This window comes from Vibrio sp. CDRSL-10 TSBA (assembly GCA_039696685.1).
GTDB lineage: Bacteria > Pseudomonadota > Gammaproteobacteria > Enterobacterales > Vibrionaceae > Vibrio.
On record CP155566.1, the window covers coordinates 36,064 to 55,685 of the forward strand.

Annotated in this window: 12 protein-coding genes and 5 pseudogenes; 9 read left to right on the forward strand and 8 right to left on the reverse strand. The window is 50.8% G+C overall.

The window, feature by feature from the left end; genetic code table 11:
* Positions 1-20: 20 nt before the first annotated feature.
* The 7 genes and pseudogenes from ABDK09_07490 to ABDK09_07520 all read left to right on the forward strand — a co-directional run bounded on the left by ABDK09_07490 (position 21) and on the right by ABDK09_07520 (position 8,500).
* The gene (locus ABDK09_07490; GenBank protein XAW89564.1) at positions 21-686 is read left to right on the forward strand and encodes a TetR/AcrR family transcriptional regulator; all 666 of its coding nucleotides are present in this window, start codon (positions 21-23) and stop codon (positions 684-686) included.
* Positions 683-1,267, forward strand: coding sequence for a hypothetical protein (locus ABDK09_07495; protein XAW89565.1), 585 nt, complete (start codon positions 683-685; stop codon positions 1,265-1,267). Before ABDK09_07490 ends, ABDK09_07495 begins: the two co-directional genes overlap by 4 nt.
* The gene (locus ABDK09_07500; GenBank protein ID XAW89566.1) at positions 1,239-1,979 is read left to right on the forward strand and encodes a hypothetical protein; all 741 of its coding nucleotides are present in this window, start codon (positions 1,239-1,241) and stop codon (positions 1,977-1,979) included. Before ABDK09_07495 ends, ABDK09_07500 begins: the two co-directional genes overlap by 29 nt.
* Positions 1,976-5,102, forward strand: a pseudogene (locus ABDK09_07505) (efflux RND transporter permease subunit). Before ABDK09_07500 ends, ABDK09_07505 begins: the two are co-directional and overlap by 4 nt.
* A gap of 30 nt (positions 5,103-5,132) precedes the next feature.
* The gene (locus ABDK09_07510) at positions 5,133-6,239 is read left to right on the forward strand and encodes an NAD(P)-dependent alcohol dehydrogenase (protein XAW89567.1); all 1,107 of its coding nucleotides are present in this window, start codon (positions 5,133-5,135) and stop codon (positions 6,237-6,239) included.
* A 584-nt stretch (positions 6,240-6,823) separates the two neighbouring features.
* A pseudogene (locus tag ABDK09_07515) lies at positions 6,824-7,447 on the forward strand (ATP-binding protein).
* 113 nt (positions 7,448-7,560) lie between these two features.
* Positions 7,561-8,500 (forward strand): annotated as a pseudogene (locus tag ABDK09_07520) (acyltransferase).
* Positions 8,501-8,682: 182 nt separating this feature from the next.
* Here ABDK09_07520 and ABDK09_07525 read toward each other — a convergent pair.
* From ABDK09_07525 to ABDK09_07540, 4 genes and pseudogenes are all read right to left on the reverse strand, one after another.
* Complete coding sequence (locus ABDK09_07525) at positions 8,683-9,282, reverse strand: thiol:disulfide interchange protein DsbA/DsbL (protein ID XAW89568.1); 600 nt, start codon at positions 9,280-9,282, stop codon at positions 8,683-8,685.
* 32 nt (positions 9,283-9,314) lie between these two features.
* Entirely contained in the window at positions 9,315-10,301 is a 987-nt protein-coding gene (locus ABDK09_07530) for a serine/threonine protein kinase (protein XAW89569.1), read from the reverse strand.
* Positions 10,302-10,360: 59 nt separating this feature from the next.
* On the reverse strand, positions 10,361-11,785 hold the full coding sequence (ccoG, locus tag ABDK09_07535; protein XAW89570.1) for a cytochrome c oxidase accessory protein CcoG: 1,425 nt from the start codon (positions 11,783-11,785) through the stop codon (positions 10,361-10,363).
* Positions 11,786-12,046: 261 nt separating this feature from the next.
* Positions 12,047-12,314 (reverse strand): annotated as a pseudogene (locus tag ABDK09_07540) (YihD family protein).
* Positions 12,315-13,069: 755 nt separating this feature from the next.
* Here ABDK09_07540 and ABDK09_07545 point away from each other — a divergent pair.
* Both ABDK09_07545 and ABDK09_07550 read left to right on the forward strand, forming a co-directional pair.
* Positions 13,070-13,861 (forward strand): sporulation protein, encoded by a 792-nt coding sequence (locus tag ABDK09_07545; GenBank protein XAW89571.1) that lies wholly within the window; start codon positions 13,070-13,072, stop codon positions 13,859-13,861.
* Between the two features lie 71 nt (positions 13,862-13,932).
* Positions 13,933-14,574 (forward strand): hemolysin III family protein, encoded by a 642-nt coding sequence (locus ABDK09_07550; GenBank protein XAW89572.1) that lies wholly within the window; start codon positions 13,933-13,935, stop codon positions 14,572-14,574.
* A gap of 150 nt (positions 14,575-14,724) precedes the next feature.
* On the opposite strand, the gene ABDK09_07555 is transcribed toward ABDK09_07550, so the two are convergent.
* From ABDK09_07555 to rsmB, 4 genes and pseudogenes are all read right to left on the reverse strand, one after another.
* Positions 14,725-15,375, reverse strand: a complete 651-nt coding sequence (locus ABDK09_07555; GenBank protein XAW90810.1) for a DUF3157 family protein — start codon at positions 15,373-15,375, stop codon at positions 14,725-14,727.
* 8 nt (positions 15,376-15,383) lie between these two features.
* Positions 15,384-16,829: a TrkH family potassium uptake protein gene (locus ABDK09_07560; GenBank protein XAW89573.1), complete on the reverse strand. Its 1,446-nt coding sequence runs from the start codon at positions 16,827-16,829 to the stop codon at positions 15,384-15,386.
* A 12-nt stretch (positions 16,830-16,841) separates the two neighbouring features.
* A pseudogene (trkA, locus tag ABDK09_07565) lies at positions 16,842-18,219 on the reverse strand (Trk system potassium transporter TrkA).
* 62 nt (positions 18,220-18,281) lie between these two features.
* On the reverse strand, positions 18,282-19,577 hold the full coding sequence (gene rsmB / locus ABDK09_07570; protein XAW89574.1) for a 16S rRNA (cytosine(967)-C(5))-methyltransferase RsmB: 1,296 nt from the start codon (positions 19,575-19,577) through the stop codon (positions 18,282-18,284).
* Positions 19,578-19,622: the final 45 nt, after the last annotated feature.

The window sequence follows — 19,622 nt, forward strand, 5'->3', positions numbered from 1 at the left end:
AAGTAATGAGAGCCAAACCTATGTCTGATGAACCTTCAGCGCAAAACGTTCCTTTGGAGCAAAAAAAAGTGGGTCGACCTACTGGCGGCGAAAGTGACGCTCGTAAGAGACTGATTGATGCTTCACGTCAGTTGTTCATTCGACTTCCCTACGAAAAAGTCTCGACTCGTTTGGTCGCAGAGCGAGCGGGCGTCAATATCGCACTCATTCGTTATTACTTTAAAAATAAAGCTGGCTTACTCGAAGCCATGTTGCAAGACACCTTTGCACCAATGAGTGAATTTATACGTAAAGAATCTGGCGACTCCTTCAGTTTTCAGACCAAAATGCGTATCTACTATCAGATGATGACCCCACATCCTGGTTTTCCTCGCCTTATTGCTCGATTGATGGATCGTCCTGAAGGGGACGAAGCAAGGGATGTGCTGATAAAGCACATGTCGAGTTTTGTTCTGCCGGTTATTCAGTTGACCAATAGTCAACTTCCAAACTTGAAAGAAGGCGTGGATATTGATCTTGCCCGATTGAGTTGTATCAGCTTGATGATATGTCCTTTTTTACTCCCTGATACGGCATTCAAATTAATGAATATGGAACGTAATGAAGCGAGCCTCATGGCTTTGCTTGAACATAATGTGAAGTTGCTTGAGTTGGGTATTTTAAAGCAGAGTGAGGAAGATTTATGAGCCGCTTTAGTAGACGATGGTTGTTCATTCCAGCGGCTTTAGTGGGGGTCGTTATTTTTGTAATTGCTATCAACAGTAAATCAACGCCCGAATTAAAAGCCGTCCAGGCTAAAGAGAGGTTAGTGGATGTTATTTCCCTAAGCAAGCAAAGTTTAGCACCACTGGTGGTCGGGTATGGTCGTGTTACCCCAAAAACTGAGTGGCAGGGAATTGCAGAAGTGTCGGGGCGTATTATCTACATTGCTCCTGAGTTAGAGCGGGGAAGAATTGTGCCCGCAAACACACTTTTGCTGAGAATTGATCCTTTGGATTATGAGTTAAGTCTCGCGCAGTCTGAAGCACAGTTAAGCTTGTCTCAAGCTCAATTGAATCAGCTTGCATTAAAAGAAGGAAACCTGAAAACCCAACTGAACATCGAAAAACAGCGCCTGGAAATTAGTTCAAAAGAGCTAGAGCGTAAGAAGAAGTTGTTTGAACGTGGTTTGATTTCGCAGTCAGCGTATGACACTGAAGTACAGGTTGTTCTGACGGGCCGAAGAAACGGTCGAAGAGTTGGAAAATCAGTGGGTATCTTTGCCTGATGACCGAAAAGTTATTCAATCTCAAATTAAGGTGAATGAATCGGCGGTTGAAATGGCAAAACGTTCTTTGCAAAGAACCGAGGTTTACTTGCCATTTCGAGCACGTATTGCCGAAGTGAATGTCGTAAAAGATCAAGTTGTTAATAATCAACAAACGATGATAAAGGCGCATAGTCTCGATTCTGTTGAAGTGGACACACAAGTCGCGGTTGATGATTTCTTTTTGCTGGCAAATAAGGGAACCCAAGACAACACCATTGAGGCTTTTCGTAGTGATTATGTCAATGTCAACGCAAGTGTACATTTGCGTAGCAATGACCACCACTATGAGTGGCCTGCCATCGTCTCGCGAGTCAGTGACAGCGTAAATTACAATCAGGCGACCGCCGGTATTATTCTTGATGTCCAGTTAAGTAACAACCTGCCTGCGAATTTGCCGTCATTGATCAGTGGGATGTTTGTTGAAGCCGAGCTTGAAGGCGTTGCTCAGGAGCACTATATCGTGCCGGAATCGGCATTACACGGCAAAACGGTATATTTGATGCGTGACAATGCGCTGGCTATTGCTACGGTCAAAGTACTCTACCGACGTGATGGCGTCGTTGCCGTTGAGGGTGAATTTCAGGACAAAGATCTACTGGTTCTGAATGACTTGCAACCTGCGGTTGTTGGGATGGCGCTTCGTATTGCAAAGCATGAGGCAGAATTATGATCCGCTTTTTTTCGCGGCACCCGACCGCAGCCAACTTGTTGATGTTGGCACTTATCATGGTGGGTTTGACTTCACTATCAAAGATCAAACGCGAAACCTTTCCGGACTTTGTACCACCTTACCTCATTGCATCTATTGTTTACCCTGGAGCGACACCTCTGGAGGTAGAGCAGACGTTGTGTCAGCGTATGGAAGATGCGATAGATGGGTTGGATAATATTGTTGAAGCTCGTTGTGAAGCATTAGAGGGCATGGCATCCATGATCATAAAACTCACCAATGGGGATATTGTTCCTCGAATGTTAGTGGATGTTCAGACTCAGATTAATAGCATTAATGATTTTCCAGCAGAAACTGAGTCCCCTATCGTGCGTGAGTTAGACAAAAACGATCCAGTCGTTGATGTAGCAATCCAGGCAGACATGCCGTTGCCAGAGTTGAAAGCTTATGCTGAGTCGCTAAAAAGGATACTCAAGGTCGACTATGGTGTATCGCTGGTTGAAGTCAGTGATTTCTCAGATCATCAAATAAGGGTCGAACTCGATACGGCTGCGGTACGCCGTTTAGGGATGAGTGTCGCTGATGTTTCTTCAACCTTAGCAAGTCAGAATATCAAACTCCCTGGGGGCAATCTGGAGTTATCTGACCGAAATTATTTAGTTCGCTTTGACGGTCAACAGGTGGACACTGAAGGTTTAGGGAATATCGTGGTTGGCGCAGATAGTGATGGCTCTGTCGTGCAATTGAAAGATATTGCCACCATTACCAATCGTTTTGAACTTGATGAGCAGAAACTCCTGTTTGATGGTATGCCTGCGACCGTCTTAAAAATCAGTAAAAATAAAGCCGATGACTCTTTGCGGGTGAAAGATAAAGTGGCCGCCTTTGTTGATGCCGCAAATGAGACTGCTCCAACCGGTGTGACTTTGACGCTCACCAACGACCAGTCTTCAATGTTGTGGGACCGTTTGACCATGATATTGAATAACGGTTGGCAAGGGGTGTTATTAGTCTTTGCTGTGATGTGGTTATTCTTTACGTTTCGCTATTCATTTTGGGTGGCAGCGGGATTGCCTGTGGCTTTCCTGGGCAGTCTTTATTTAATGGCGTCTATGGGGCTATCCATCAATATCATGACACTGGCTGCGTTATTGATGGCGATTGGTATCATGATGGACGATGCCATCGTGATTTCAGAGTCTATAGCCGCTCATATTGATAGAGGTCAACAGGTCAAAGAAGCGGTTTATAACGGCGTAAGCAAAGTGTTTCCTGGTGTATTGTCTTCTTACTTAACCACGGTATGCATTTTTGGCAGTTTGATGTTTCTTGAAGGCGAGATGGGAGCGGTACTAAAAGTAGTGCCGATGGTACTGTTACTGGTACTGACATTGAGTCTGGTTGAAGCATTTTTAATTCTTCCGAATCATTTAAGCCACAGCCTTGAAAAGTCGGCGTCCGAGTCTGAACCACCACGATGGAAGCAGACGTTTCTTTAACCGATTTGAAAGTTTTCGTAATAATCAATTAATGACGTCTGTGGAATGGACGGTTCGTTGGCGCTATTTGTTTGTCGGTGGTGTGGTTGGACTGCTCATCGCGTCAGTCTCATTGCTTGCCAGTGGTACCCTTAAGTTTGTTGGCTTTCCTCAATTGGATGGGGATATTGCAGAAGCGCGTATCATCCTTCCTCCTGGCTCAACGCTATCACAGACAGAACATATCGTTGAGCAAGTGGTTTTAGCGGCCAAACGGGTCGACAGTCAATACACCAACGAAGTGGAAGGTGGAGAGCCATTAGTTCGTCATATTACTGAGCAATACAATGTGAACGGAGATGCCGACGAATCTGGGCCTCATATTGCTACCGTGCGTCTGGATTTACTCAGTGCTGAAGTGAGAAATAGTTTGATGGCTGACGTGCTCAGCGACTGGGAAAAAGAGACGGGCGAATTAGCGGCACCGGTGTCTCTGGTCTTTAAGCAACCTTCATTGGGGCCTGGTGGTAAAGATGTTGAATTGCGTATTCAACATGATGATTTATCAGTACTTAAAGAGGCATCCATCGATATCCAAGCCTTTTTAGCTCAGTTTCAAGGTGTCAGTGGCGTGATAGACGACATGCGTTTAGGGAAACCAGAGCTAAAGATAAGTTTACGCGCTGGTGCTGAGAATTATGGTGTGAATGGGCAAATGGTCGCCACTCAGTTACGAGCCGCTTACTTTGGTCAGACGGCGGATGAAATCCAGGTTGGCCCCGAGAATATTAAGATTCAGGTCATGTTGGATAAGCAGCAAGCCGGTGATTTATCGGAACTCAAACGATTTCCGGTCACGCTAGCGAATGGTTCGCATGTCCCGCTTTCTATGGTGGCTACGATTGAATATCAGCGTAATTTTGTTCGAATACAGCGTATTGACGGGTTCCGTACGGTCACGGTTTCAGCGGACCTCAATCAGAGTGTGATTAGCTCTAATGAGCTATTAGAGCAATTCAAAAAGGTCGAATTGCCGAAGTTGCGAAAAGATTATCCGGGGTTGCGAGTTAACTTTGAAGGTTCAGCCAGAGATATGGCTGCTGCGAGTAACTCGATGCTGACAGGCTTTTTACTCGGTGTATTTGGCGTTTTCGTTATCCTGAGTTTCCAATTCCGCAGCTACCTCGAACCTGCGGTGGTGTTAGTGACCATTCCTCTTGCGTTTATTGGCGTGTTATGGGGGCATTTATTACTTGGCCATCCAATGAGTTTACCTGGAATGTTAGGGTTTGTTTCATTGGCTGGGGTTGTGGTGAATGATTCAATATTGCTGGTTCAGTATATTCGTCAGCACCTAAATGATGGGGAATCGCTACACGATGCTGTTGTGTTTGCCAGTCGAGAGCGATTCCGAGCTGTATTCTTAACGTCCATAACTACCGCTGCGGGTTTGTTGCCATTGCTGCTTGAAACCAGTTTGCAGGCTGAGATTATTAAACCATTGGTTATCTCAATTGTGTTTGGCATCTTCACATCGACGCTTTTGGTGTTATTCATGATACCCGCAGCTTACGCCATATTGGGAGACTTTGGTTTAGTCAAAGCTCATCACAGGCAAGTTAGTGCAGTGGATGTATCTGCTTAAACAGTATGGATGGCGAAGTAAGAAAAGCCTGTGAAAGCGGAGCCAAATTATGGTTTTCCGTGTGGGGGTATCAACGAGGATGGAAGAGTTCATGCCCGACTTATTCAATCCTTATCTGACATGGCCAACCATAACAATGGAACAAGTTCTAGAAAACTAAAGAAGCAGAAATGTTATGAAAATCAATCAAAAATAGGAGTTGAAACTGTGAAAAGAGTACAGTTTAGCCGCTATGGCGGTCCGGAAGTTATGTCATTTGGTGAGTATGCTCTATCAGAACTTGCTCCTAATCGGGTGCGTGTCCGTGTAAAGACCGCTGCACTAAATCCACTTGATTGGAAGTTACGCCAAGGCGTAATGAAGTTTGTAACTGGGAGAAAGTTTCCGCAGGGTATGGGATCCGATTTTGCGGGTGTTGTCGAAAGCGTAGGCTCTCAAGTGACAGATTTTGAAGTTGGTGATGAAGTATTTGGCACCGTCGAGATTAAAAGACAGGGAGCCTTCGCCGAACTGGTTGATGCTGATGCCAGCTTGTTGGTACACAAACCAACAGCAATATCCTTTAGCGAAGCTGCCTGTATTCCAATCCCAGCGGCAACAGCTTGGGCTGCGGTTATTGATGCAGCAAACGCAAGAGAAGGCGCACATATTTTTATTAATGGCTGTAGTGGCGCAGTAGGTAGCTTCGCTGTCCAATTAGCTCTTGCTTATGGTGCTTGCGTATCTGGCTCTTGTGGTACGTCGTCTGCACAAAGCGTACAAGCAGCCGGAGTTACTCCCGTCTTTGCGTATGAAGACAAAGCTGCAATGGTAACAAACGGTCCTTACGACGCGGTATTTGATACATTGGGAACACTTCCTGTAACAGATGGCTTAGCTATGCTTAAGAAAAGAGGGCGTTTTATTGATATTAATCCCACTCCAGGAAGAATGCTCCGAGGCTTTGTGTCCGGTCGCTATAAGATGGTATTTGCAACATCAGGTTTTAAGAGCCTGCAAAATATCGCAGACGTAGCAATGGACGGGAAACTCCGTTCATCCATTGCTTTAGAAGTACCATTCTCAGAGGCATTGAACGTTATCAAAGACGCTGAATTAGGTAAGCGTCCACCTGGTAGAGTTGTGCTAGTTATGTAAATGAAAGAACTTTGTTATGCTCCAATGGAGCTGGACACTCAATTAAGCGAATTTCATATATCTAAAGTTATCCGCATTTTTCTAATTTAAGTGATTAATCTAACAAACTTTTGTCCAGAAGTGAGTTACAACGAGTATGATACTTTAGTACTTAGTATGAGAACTTTAATACTCTCTTACAATGGTACCGATGAACGGGAAGTACTCGTAATATTACTCTCAAGGCCTTCAGGGTAGCTCCTGGAAGCGATTTCCCCTTGTGTAACTGACCTCGCCAATGCTGGAGGTTACCCAGGTAGAGTCAAAACCTGACGGTACCGCTTTTTGTGTATTTAGCCTTTAGAAACGACTCTATCCCTTTTAGGACACAAATTTTATGTGCCAATAGGGATTGTATGCTTGCTACTGCACCTCAGCCTATTACTTTCCGAGTAAACCATGTTTATGAAAAACTTCGTTGAGCAAGTATATTTTCTTCCAGAGCGAACCATTAACTTTGGTGAAAGTGAGTGACTTACCCCAGGGGTAAGTTTTATATGCTTTTAGTTGTTGTCTGTTGACAATCAATAGCATTAAAAAGACCAATCGAGGAAATGCCGGAGTTTGAACGTAAAGTGCTCGACTCGCTGCGTGAGCCGCTTGAGTCGGGCGAAATCATTATTTCCCGCGCGCAGGGCAAAACCCGCTTTCCGGCCCGCTTTCAGTTAGTCGGGGCGCTCAATCCCAGTCCGACCGGCTATTACGAAGGCAATCAGGCCCGAGCCAATCCGCAGATGATCCTGCGTTATCTGAGCCGTTTGTCCGGTCCGCTGCTGGACCGGTTTGATATGTCGATTGAAATTCCGGCGCTGCCCAAAGGTACGCTGGCCCATGGTGGCGATCGCGGTGAAGCGACCGCCATAGTCAAACAGCGCGTGCAGCAGGCACGTGAAGTGATGCTGGCGCGCAGCGGCAAGGTTAATGCGTTGCTGCAGAGCCGCGAAATCGAGCAATTTTGTCCGCTCAACCAGGCGGATGCGGAATTTCTCGAAAACGCGCTGCATCAGCTCGGACTGTCGATCCGGGCTTACCACCGCATCATCAAGGTGGCGCGTACCATTGCCGATCTGCAGGGCGAAGCGCACATTCAGCGCGTGCATCTGGCGGAAGCGCTCGGTTACCGCGCTATGGATCGGTTACTGAAACAACTCACTGCGCAATCGGTGTAGCTCGTCGGTCAGTACGGCTACTCTGACCATTGGCGCGGATATTTCATTCAATGGGTAAGCGGGTATAATGGCGCGCTGTTTTTTTATTCAAATATCTGACCCCGGTTCCGATTATGCTGGCTTACCCTTTACTGATACTTAATGTTTTGCTGGTGGTGCTGAACACCATTGTTGCGTCTGTGTTGATCTGTGCCATCGCGCTGGTCAAGGTGCTGCTGCCGAGCGCCAGGCTGAAAACGGCGGCGACGCGGATAGCAGATAAAGTCATGTGGCTGTGGGCCAGTTTGAATCTGGTGATTCTGACTGTGTCGAACCGGGTGGAGTGGCAGATTGAAGGCGGAGAGCAACTGCATAAACAGGGCTGGTACCTGATGATGAGTAACCATCTCAGCTGGACCGATATTGTCGTGCTGTGCAGCGTGTTTAAAGATCGCATCCCGATGCCGAAATTTTTCCTTAAGCAGCAACTGCTGTATGTGCCGTTTATCGGCATGGGGTGCTGGGCGCTGGATATGCCGTTTATGCGCCGCTATTCGCGCGAGTATTTGCTGCGTCATCCTGAAAAACGGGGCCAGGATCTGGCCACCACGCGCCGTTCGTGCGAAAAATTCAAACATAACCCAACCACAGTGGTGAACTATGTCGAAGGTACTCGCTTTACCAGTGACAAGCAGCAGCGCAGCCGTTTCGCCTTATCAGCATCTGCTGGCACCGAAATCCGGCGGCATTGCTTATACCCTGGCAGCTATGGGTGAGCAGTTCTCAAATATTATTGATGTGACCCTGGCTTATCCGGACAACAGTGATAAGCCGTTTCGTGACATGCTGATGGGACGCATGAAGCGTATTGTGGTCCGGATTGAAGTGCTGCCGGTCGATGAGCAGGTCCGTGGCGACTACTTTAATGACAAGCCGTACAAGCGTCAGTTTCAGCGTTGGCTGGGTGGTGTATGGCAGGCTAAGGACGAGCGCCTGGCGCAAATTTATGCCGCTCGCCCGGAGCATGACACAGCGCCGCAGGAGCAAGAGCCCAGCGCCTCTGTCGGTCAGTAGGAAGTCCGGGTCACAGGGCAGTACCTTCCCATTCCGGGGGATGAGCTTGGCGTTCAGGGTAGTAACACTAACCTTTAGCCGCAAAGACACAAAAGGGAGCTGCAGCTCCCTTTTGTGTCTTTGTTGTCTCCCGCCTGTGCGGGCCACAATTTATTTCGTCATCAGGTTAATACGTCAGCCGGTTATTTCGCTAGCAGGAAATTGACCAGTTCGATGTACTCATCAACGGTTTTGATGTCCTGAGCCTGAACCAGGTAGTGGTTGTTGACTACAACTGACGGTACGCCGCGCAGACCGCTCGCCTGGAACTGTTTATCAAAACGACGCACCATAGAGTCAACCGCAAAGCCGTTGAATGCCGCGTCAAATTTCTCGCCGCTGATGCCTTCGTCTGTGAAGATCTGGCGCAGCTCAGCGTCGTCTTTTGGTGGTTTACGCAGATTATGGATGCGGTTAAACATCACCGGAATCATTTTGTTTTCCACGCCCAGAGAGACCATGGTCGCGTAAGCTTTACTCATTGACTGGCCCATGTTGCCGCCCATGAACGAGACATGGTTCTTTTGCAGTTTCACACCTTCAGGCAGGCCGGCCTGCAGTTGTTTTACAATCGGTTCGAACGCATTACAGTGCGGGCAGTAAAATGAGAAATATTCGACTACGCTCGGTTTGCTCGAAGGTTCCAGGTCCAGCACTTTGTAATGCATACCTTCTTTGAACTGTGCAGCATGTGCTGACAGGCTTAACATCAGGGTTGCAACCAGTGCAAACAGCTTTTTCATTCGTGACTCCATGATTCTTATTGAATTGCAATTTACCATTGTGGCATCAGAGAGAGCGCCGGCTCTTCTAATGCGGCGAGTTGTTCTTTAAATGCCAGTACCTGACTCTCCCAGTATTTCGGGTCATTGAACCAGGGAAAGGCCAGTGGAAAGGCCGGATCCTGCCAGCGCTTTGCCAACCACGCCATATAGTGCACCATTCGTAGACCACGCAGGGGCTCGATTAGTTTCAACTGACTGTGGTTAAAATCGCAGAACTCCTGGTAGCCTTCAAGCACAATATCCAGTTGCAGCAGTTTTTCCTGCCGTTCGCCACTGAGTAACATCCATAAATCCTGCACTGCCGGACCGTTACGCGCGTCATCCAGATCAACGAACATCGGCCCGTCACGCCACAGAATATTACCCGGATGGCAGTCGCCATGCAGACGAATCGGGTTGTAATCGGGTTGCCAGTGTTGTTCGATACGCGCGATCAGCAAATCGAGATCATTGAAGAAACTGGTTTCGAGGTGAGCCGGAATACATTGTGATTGCAGCAGCAGGGCGCGCGGCTGATAGAGGTATTCGTCCAGGCCGATGGTCGGACGATGGCGGAAGGTCTGGCTGGCCCCCACTTTGTGGATGCGGCCGAGAAAACGCCCGACCCATTCCAGCTGTTCTTCGTTATCGACTTCGAACTGGCGACCGCCGACGCTGTTGAACAGGGCAAAGTGATAACCCTGATAGTGGTGCAAGGTCATGCCGTTAATCACCAGCGGTGCGGCGAGCGGAATTTCGGCTTCAGCCAGCTGCAGGGCAAAATCGTGTTCTTCCTGGATCTGCTCCACGCTCCAGCGTTGCGGACGGTAAAACTTGACCACAAAGCGGCGTCGTTCTTCATCGGTGAATTGGTAGACCCGGTTTTCGTAACTGTTCAGGGCCAGAAAGCCGGACTCAGCGCGTACGCCGATGCTTTCCAGGGCGAACCACATCAGGTCCGGAGTCAGGGCGTCAAAATGGAAGCTTGCTTGTGTCATGGTTATAAAAAGGGCTCATTACTGAGCCCTTTGCCATCTGTTGCGGCGGGAAAATGCAGCTATAACTTTTTGATAAAGCGGCTTTCTACCTGCAGCGTGAATTGGTGACTGTCTTCGGTCAGTATAAACTGAATTGTCGCCACCGGAGAACTGAGATTTTCCGGTTTGACGCCGAGACTCATCGGCAGATTGACCACTTCACCGGGCTGAACCTGCACCGTCTGCTTGCCGTACCAGGTGACATCACTCAGACCGGATACATCGAGACGATAGGTGTGAGCCTGCTGGGTTTTGTTAATCACTTTCAGGGTATAGGTATTTTCCACTTCACCGGCACTGTTGGTGCGAAACAGCTGATTGCGATCGCGAATCACGCTCAGTCCGGCCGGATCAACACTCGCCACCTGAGCAACAAACAGGCCGATCATCAGCAGCATGACGGCACCGTAGCCGAGCAGTTTTGGCCGCATCACCTTGGTATGTTTGCCGGACAGGCGGTGTTCTGTGGTGTAGCTGATCAGTCCTTTCGGATAGCCCATGCGTTCCATGGTGGTGTCACAGGCATCGATGCAGGCGCCGCAGTTAATACATTCATATTGTAGTCCGTCGCGGATATCAATCCCGGTCGGACAAACCTGGACACACAGGTCGCAGTCGATACAGTCTCCCAGGCCGAGCGCTTTGTGATCGGCCTTGCGCGGACGCGGGCCACGTTGCTCACCGCGCTTAGCGTCATAGCCGACAATAAAGGTGTCTTTATCGAACATCGCCGACTGGAAACGGGCATAAGGGCACATGTGGATACACATGATAGATCGCATCCAGCCCGCGTTACCGTAAGTACAGACGGCAAAAAACAGCACCCAGAATACCGGCCAGAAGCTGGCATTGAGGGTGAAGAAGTCGATCACCAGCGCGCGCACCGGGACAAAATAGCCGACAAAGGTAAATCCGGTCAGCAGGGCAATCGCCAGCCAGGCCACGTGCTTGGCGGTTTTGCGCATGGCGAGATTCGCACTCAGTTTGCCGCTGTCCTGCTTACGCCGTTTGTTGGCGCTGCCTTCCAGTTTTTCTTCAAACCAGATGTACATAAAGGTCCACACAGTTTGCGGACACAGATAGCCACACCACACCCGACCTAAAAAGGTGGTAATAAAGAACAGGCCGAAGGCGGCGATCATAAACAGCAGCGCCAGCAGGGTGAGATCCTGCGGGTAAAGGGTGGTACCAAAAAAGTTAAACTGCTGGTTACCGATATCGAGCAAAATCGCCTGGCGTTCACCATAAGAGATCCAGGGCACCAGACCAAACAGCAGTAACAGCAACCAGCCGCCATACCGGCGCAGCTGCTGATAGACGCCTTTACTTTCACGTACGTAAATGCGATTACCCGGGTTGAAGCGGTCTCCTTCCTGACCTTTGTGGGTTTTGGGGTTAAAGACTTTCGGAGTGACGTCTTTGACGTCAATCTTATCCTTACTCATCAAACTATCCTTTTGGGCAGCGGGGTGCGATTTCTGTCGTTCGCACTCTGTTTTGACATTGCAGCGGGCCCATCACTATCCACCCTCGCTCGTTGCTCGGGCAATTAGGCTGGTGAGGCTGTGGCCGGCTCTTTTATGTGTAACCTGGTGATTATAGCGTCAATCCGGCCAGGCTTTTTTTACCGCTATCAACCTTTAACAACAAAGCGGACACAAACAAAAAGAGCGGCCGTGGGCCGCTCCTGAGGATGAGAGAGTCGCTCAGTCGATGATGCCGCGCGCGCGTAAAATAGCGGTTTTAAAATCCTGCTCGTAATCCTTCTTGATGCCCGGTATCACTTCATCTTTGCTGCTGTTGCGCATTTTGAGATGGTAAATCAGCACATCATCGGTCAGATCCTGGAGCTGCCCCTGATAACCCGCTTCTGCCGCCAGTTTGGCGATAAACGCCACCAGGTTAAAATCAGACTCTTTTTGCCATTCCGGCTCAAGCAGTTGCAGCAGTTTCTTCAATACGATGGCATTGCATGGCTTTATCCACATTTTTTGTGTTGGTATATGGCTAAGTTATCAAAACAGGGCGGGAATACAATTGTTATGTACAAATTGTTATGTACAAATAGATGCGCTATGTACAAAGACAATTGTTATCTACAAATCGAAGCGTTACGTGCCAATACAAGCTTTACGCGCTAATACAAGCGTTACGCCCGAACCTCTCGTTATGAGCCGAGCGAAGGACGTAATGGGGAGACGGAAAAGAAAAAAGCGCAGTGGAAACTGCGCTTTTCTATTTAAGCGGCCTTAACCACTTTTGTTTCCGGCGATGCAGAAGCTGCATTTTTCTCGACAAGAGTTGGAGCGGGCGCGACTTTTTTCGCAACCGGTGCAGCAGTAAAACCACTACGACGGCGCATTGCACTGGTATTCGTGTGCGAAAACCTGACGGATGTTGGGCGCATTATTAACCTAACGGTCAGGCATATCCATTGCCGGTCAAATGGCCTGAACAAGGATGAGTTGAGCTTCCGCCGGGGCAGAAGGGTGGCTCTTCTGGCACTCGCCAATCCAAATCTTTGCTCAGGAATAACGATATGCATGCATATCGAAAATAGAGTAGCACCAAGCCAGGATTTGGTCGATAGTTGAGCAGAGATTCTGCACAATTTTTTTGCACCGCTGAGGGGCAGCCTTTCGGTAAGAGTGTGAGCAATAGTATGAAAGTCCCATTGTGATCGGGATCTTTTCCGCTTTACACTGGGAGTTCATCAACAGGAGGTAGGTATGTCGTTTCTGAAGAAAACCCTCGCCAGTTTCGGTATCGGATCCGCGAAAGTCGATTCAGTCCTGCAACAGGAGACGCTGTTTCCCGGCCACAAAGTCAAAGTGACGATTCACGTCTATGGCGGTGCCACCGAGCAGGCGATCGATAATATCGAACTGAAATTATGTTGCCGCTATATCGAAGAGGTGCACAGCGGACAGGGGCAACAAGCGGATAATCAGACCCGCCGCATTGCCCAGACTTATGTTTTGGCCAGTTGGTCGCTGCCGTATGCATTTACCATCGCCAGTGGTGAAACGCGTGATTTTGAAGTCGAGCTGGATGTGCCGTGGCATACACCCGTCACTATTGGGGATGCCAAAGTATGGCTTGAGACCGGGCTCGATATTGCTATGGCGCTCGATCCGGCTGACAAGGATATTCTCACTGTGCGTCCTGACCCCATGATGGACGGTATTTTTACGGCACTGGAAGAGCAGGGGCTGCGCCTGCGTCAGGTAGAGTGCGAAGCGGCGCAAGGCTTCGCGCTGCCGTTTGTGCAGGAGTTTGAATTTGTGCCAACTGATGGCCCGTTTCACGGCCGCTGGCGCGAGCTGGAGATTGTGGCTTACCGTGATGCGGATAAGCTGCAGATGTGGTTCGAAATTGACCGTTTTCAGCGTGGTGCACGCGGCATGCTGGCCAGTCTGCTCGGGCGCGGTGAGCTGAAGCGTCAGCTCACTATTGCGGCTGATACCCCGCCGGAGAAGGCCGGTCAGCAGATTGTCGACTTTCTCGATACCTCTTCCTGACACGATTCTGGCTTACACATGTTCGCTCAATGTGCCATACTGGATGTGAATTCTTTAGTGTGGATTGATATATGTCAGTGAGTGATTACAGTGTCAAAGAGGAAGTGGCCAATGCCATCAGCCATGGCATTGGTCTGATTTTAGGAATTGTTGGTTTAGTGCTGCTGCTCAAAGCGTTTGCTCACAGCGCAGATGCGCTGACCATCACCAGTATGAGTGTATACGGCGGCAGTATGATTGCGCTGTTTCTGGCCTCTACCCTGTACCACGCCATTCCTCATCCGCGCGCCAAACGCTGGCTGAAAACCTTCGATCACTGTGCTATCTACCTGTTGATCGCCGGCAGTTACACCCCATTTCTGCTGGTCAGCCTGCGCACCCCGTTGGCGATCAGCCTGATGATAGTGATCTGGTCGATAGCCCTGATTGGTATCTTATTTAAGGTGGCGTTTATTTATCGCTTTGAAAAGCTGTCGTTGGTGACTTACCTGGCGATGGGCTGGTTGTCGCTGGTGGTGATTTATCAGCTGGCGCTCAATCTCGATATCGGTGGCCTGACGTTGCTGGCACTGGGTGGCGTGGTGTACTCACTGGGGGTGATCTTTTATGTCGCGCAGCGCATTCCGTATAACCATGCCATCTGGCACGGTTTTGTGCTCGGTGGATGTGCCTGCCATTTTATGGCGATTTATCTTTATATTGACCCGGTGTAACTGATATCGACCAGATGGCATGGATATCACTAGGGTAGAGCGGTCAGCGGTACCCAGCACGCTTGGTGATGATCAACAAAAAGCACTCCGTTTGTGGAGTGCTTTTTTGTTTTGGCTGTCCCGTGCGGGAATAGGCTGCCAGGCGCTCGACTAGCGGGTTTCCAGGCTCTCGACGCTTACCCGGATCTGGTAACGCCCGGCCTCGTCCGCTGCCAGTTTGAGCTCTTTACCGGCCACTGACGTTTGCGGGCGCAGGTAGGTTTCGGCCATGCGCTTGATGGACTGCCAGATGGTTGCGCTGTCGTGACTCAGCACCTGGCCCTGTTTGTCCATCAGTTCAACCTTGAGCGCAATGCTGATCACCGACTGCAGGCTTTGGTTGGTAATCGCGGTCGGTATGATCAGGTGTCCGTCTTCGTAACGCGCGCTGCCGAGTACGATATCCACTCCGGACTGGCTCAGTTGCAGCGTCGGTTTAGTGCTGCCCACTTCGACCAGAGTGCCGCGCTGGCGTGGTACCAGCGGCGCGGCGATGAGCGGGGCCGCTGCTGGCGCTGCCGTTGTGACCGGACTGCTTTCGGCATTACTTGCGGCATTGCTTGCGGCATTGGTTTCGGTACGGTTTTCGGCCGCAGGTTGTGGTTTTGCTGGCACGGCCGGCTGCACATAGCGCCAGGTAAAGTCGTCATTCAGTTCGACCTGGCGACCGTCATCCAGAGTCACTATTTGCGCTGCCTGGGCGACTGGCGCCGCAAGCACGGCGACACAAGCGGTCGCTAACAGAGTCTGCAGGTATTTCATCATTATCCTCAACGTTTCCAGAACGCAGGGAAAAACAGCACCAGAATGGTGAGGATTTCCAGGCGTCCCATCAGCATACCAAAACTTAAAATCCACTTCGCACCGTCAGACAGGGAAGCAAAATTACCGGTCGGGCCAATCACACTGCCCATGCCCGGACCGACGTTGGCCACCGCAGTGACTGCGCCGGAAATACTGGTAATGGTATCCAGCCCCATTGCCGATAATGTACCGGCAATCAGGACAATAGTAATCACAAACGTCAGGCCGAACGCCACCACGGAGCGCACGATATCTTCGTTAACCGGACGTTGATTATAGCGCTGCACGAATACACCGGACGGATGAATAAGGCGCATCATCTGGTTATTGAGCAGGGTAAAACAGATTTGAAAACGGAAAATCTTAATTCCGCCGGCGGTTGAACCAGAGCAGGCTCCCGCCATCATCAGGAAGGCAAACAGGGTGCTTGGCAGCGCGCCCCAGGCGGTAAAATCATCCAGGCCAAACCCTGTGGTGGTCACCACGGAAACGATGTTAAACATCGAGACCCGCAGCGCATCAAGAACGCTGTAGCCGTTATGCCAGTGTAACCAGGCCGCGACAATCAGGCTGGCGACGATAAACAGCACAAAGAAGCCACGCACCTGGGCATCCTGCAGCAGTTCCTGTGGCTGACGTTTACGCAGTGCGGTCACAAACAGCAGGAACGGCAAGCCGCCGAGGAACATAAACAGGGTTGCGACCCAGTGTGAACCGTGCGAGAAGTGGTTCATTGAGCCATCGGAAGTGGAGTAGCCGCCAGTCGACAAGGTGGTAAAAGCATGGTTGATAGCGTCAAACATGCCCATCCCGGTCAGCATATAACCAAGAATGCACAAGCCGGTCAGCACCAGATAGACAATCACAATGTTTTTAGCCACGGTTTTGGCGCGCGGACTGCTTTTATCTGACCAGTCGGATGATTCGGTCTGGAACAGGCGCATACCACCGACGTTGAGCATCGGCAGCACTGCTACCGCCATCACGATAAAGCCAACCCCGCCCAGCCACTGCAGAATCGAGCGCCATAACAGAATACTCGGCGCCATGTCATCTAAGCCGCTCAGTACGGTCGAGCCGGTGGTGGTAATGCCGGACATGGTTTCAAAATAGGCGTCGGTGAAGCTGATGTGATTAATGAACACGAACGGCAGGGCGGCAAACGCGCTGGCGATGGTCCACACCAGACTGGTGATCAGGAACATGTCGCGCACACTGAGGCGGAAATCGGCGGTGCGTCCCAGCGTCAGGCACAGGAAGGCGGCCACATGGGTGATGATCACCGCCTGAGCAAAATCGAGAAAGCCGCCGGTACCGGTAAAGAAAGCCACCAGAGTGGGGACGTACATGAACAGGGCCAGTTTGGATAAAACCAGGCCGATCACGAACATTATCGGGCGTAAATTGAGCATGACGCCGTAAACCTACAGGAAAAACGGGCTGGGTTGGAACAGAGCTTCCACGTCGGGCACGTATTTTTTATCAACCAGGAACATCACCACGTGATCATCTTGTTCAATTACAGTGCGGTCGTGGGCAATCAGCACCTCTTCACCACGCACAATCGCGCCGATAGTGGTGCCCGGCGGCAGACGGATGTCACCGACCGCGCGGCCGACCACTTTCGAGGTGGTTTCGTCACCATGGGCAATCGCTTCAATCGCTTCGGCGGCGCCGCGGCGCAGCGAAGATACGTTAACGATATCTGCGCGGCGTACGTGGGTCAGCAGGGCAGATATGGTCGCCTGCTGAGGTGAAATTGCCACGTCAATCACGCCGCCCTGCACCAAGTCGACATAAGCGCCGCGCTGGATAAGCACCATCACTTTTTTGGCGCCCATGCGTTTGGCCAGCATGGCTGACATGATGTTGGTTTCATCTTCGTTGGTCAGGGCGATAAACACATCGACCTGATCGATATTCTCTTCGGTCAGCAGCTCCTGATCGGCGGCATCGCCGCAGAATACAATGCTGTTTTCCAGCTGTTTCCGACAGCTGTTCGGCGCGCTGATAATTGCGTTCGATCAGTTTGACGCTGTAGCTGTGTTCGAGGCGTTTGGCCAGGCTGGCACCGATGTTACCGCCACCGACAATCATGATGCGGCGATAAGGTTTTTCAAGACGCTGCAGCTCACTCATCACCGAGCGGATGTGGTTGCTGGCGGCAACGAAAAACACTTCATCATCGGCTTCGATAATGGTGGTGCCCTGCGGGCGAATCGGCCGGCCCTGACGGAAAATTGCCGCCACCCGGGTATCAATGTGCGGCATATGCTCGCGCAGGGCGGACAAGGCGTTACCCACCAGCGGGCCGCCGTAATAGGCTTTGACCGCGACCAGGCTGACTTTCTCTTCAGCAAAGCTCACCACCTGCAGTGCACCCGGGTATTGTACCAGGCGTTCAATGTAGCTGGTGACCAGCTCTTCCGGTGCAATCAGATGGTCGACCGGCACGGCGCCGGACTGGAACAGCGCTTCTTTTTCGGCCAGATATTCCGGTGAGCGGATGCGGGCGATGCGGTTGGGCGTGTTAAACAGAGTGAAAGCCACCTGGCAGGCGGCCATATTGGTTTCGTCGGTATTGGTTACCGCGACCAGCATGTCGGCATCCTGGGCACCCGCTTCGCGCAGTACGTCCGGGTGACTGGCGTGGCCATTGACCACCCGTAAATCATATTTATCCTGCAGGCCGCGCAAGCGATCACTGCTTTTATCGACGATGGTGATGTCGTTGTTTTCACCAACCAGGTTTTCCGCCAGCGTACCGCCGACCTGACCTGCGCCAAGAATGATGATTTTCATACCTAAATGTCTCTTGTGATTACACGCCAAAGGCAGCCTTGCGGCTGCCCTGGTCTCGTCCTTTATGCCTGAACAGGCGTCACGCTTTTGCGGATCACGGCGTAGTAGAAGCCATCCATGTCCTCTTCACCTGGCAGGATCTGACGTCCTGGTTGCTGAGGATCTGAGCCCTGCAGTTGTGCATCTGCCGTCCGCGCCAGGAAGTCTTTGACTTGCAGCACGTTTTCCTGCGGTGTAATTGAACAGGTTGCGTACACCAAAGTACCACCCGGCTTAAGCTGTTGCCACATCGCATCGAGAATTTCGCGCTGCAGCTCCGCTAATGCGTCGATATCATTGGCGCGGCGTAACCATTTGATGTCCGGATGGCGGCGGATGACTCCGGTTGCCGAACATGGCGCGTCGAGCAGGATACGGTCAAACTGCGCACCCGGCCACCACTGTTGCGGGTAGCGTGCATCACCGCAGATGACATCAGCTCGCAGCTGCAGGCGTTGCAGATTATCATGCACCCGGTTGAGGCGGGTCGGATCGCTGTCCAGTGCCACGACTTCGGTATTCTCGGTATGTTCCAGAATATGCGCGGTTTTACCGCCCGGAGCAGCGCAGCAATCAAGGATCAGTTCATCTTCTTGTGGCGTGAGGTAATCAATCGCCAGCTGCGCAGCGGCATCCTGCACCGACACCCAGCCTTTTTCAAAGCCAGGCAGCAGGGTCACATCACACGGTGAGTCGAGCTTGATCGCATCCGTGGCCTGCGGATGCAGGGTGTATCCGATCTGCGCAGCGTCGAGCAATTGCTGGTATTCAGCACGGGTATGATGCTGGCGGTTGACGCGCAGCCACATCGGCGCCTTGCTGTTGTTGGCTTCAACAATGGCTTCCCATTGCTGCGGGTAGCTTTCCTGCAATAGTTTCAAAATCCAGCTCGGATGACCGTATTTACCGGCATTGTGACTGACTGCCACGGCATCGAGCTCTTCCTGGTTACGCAGATAGCTGCGTAGTACCGCATTGATCAGGCCGCTCAGGTTCGTACCACGCAGGGTTTTGGTCCCTTCGACTGTTTCAGCCACCGCTGCGTGAGAAGGAATGCGCATAAAACTGAGCTGGTAAATACCGACCAGGATCAGATGGTGGAACACGCGCTTTTTACCTTTGAGCGGATTATCCATCAGTTCATTGGCAATCGACTCCAGACGCGGTAAGTAGCGCAGCGCGCCGTAGCAGATTTCCTGCAACAGGGCGTGGTCTCTCGGGCGAATGGTTTTTTGAGCCGCAGGAAGAGCGTGGGAAAGTGATTGACCTTTGTCGACCACCTGGAAAAGGACGTTGGCAGCCGCAGCGCGAACATTCATGGTGAAACCCTTAAAATTCAATGGGGACATCTCTGCCCCCGGTTA

Coding starts and splice junctions, on each gene's coding strand:
- ABDK09_07495 (XAW89565.1), top strand. CDS start 683: ATGAGCCGCTTTAGTAGACGATGGTTGTTCATTCCAGCGGCTTTAGTG.
- ABDK09_07555 (XAW90810.1), bottom strand. CDS start 15,375: ATGAAATACCTGCAGACTCTGTTAGCGACCGCTTGTGTCGCCGTGCTT.
- ABDK09_07545 (XAW89571.1), top strand. CDS start 13,070: ATGTCGTTTCTGAAGAAAACCCTCGCCAGTTTCGGTATCGGATCCGCG.
- ABDK09_07530 (XAW89569.1), bottom strand. CDS start 10,301: ATGACACAAGCAAGCTTCCATTTTGACGCCCTGACTCCGGACCTGATG.
- ccoG (XAW89570.1), bottom strand. CDS start 11,785: ATGAGTAAGGATAAGATTGACGTCAAAGACGTCACTCCGAAAGTCTTT.
- rsmB (XAW89574.1), bottom strand. CDS start 19,577: ATGAATGTTCGCGCTGCGGCTGCCAACGTCCTTTTCCAGGTGGTCGAC.
- ABDK09_07560 (XAW89573.1), bottom strand. CDS start 16,829: ATGCTCAATTTACGCCCGATAATGTTCGTGATCGGCCTGGTTTTATCC.
- ABDK09_07525 (XAW89568.1), bottom strand. CDS start 9,282: ATGAAAAAGCTGTTTGCACTGGTTGCAACCCTGATGTTAAGCCTGTCA.
- ABDK09_07490 (XAW89564.1), top strand. CDS start 21: ATGTCTGATGAACCTTCAGCGCAAAACGTTCCTTTGGAGCAAAAAAAA.
- ABDK09_07550 (XAW89572.1), top strand. CDS start 13,933: ATGTCAGTGAGTGATTACAGTGTCAAAGAGGAAGTGGCCAATGCCATC.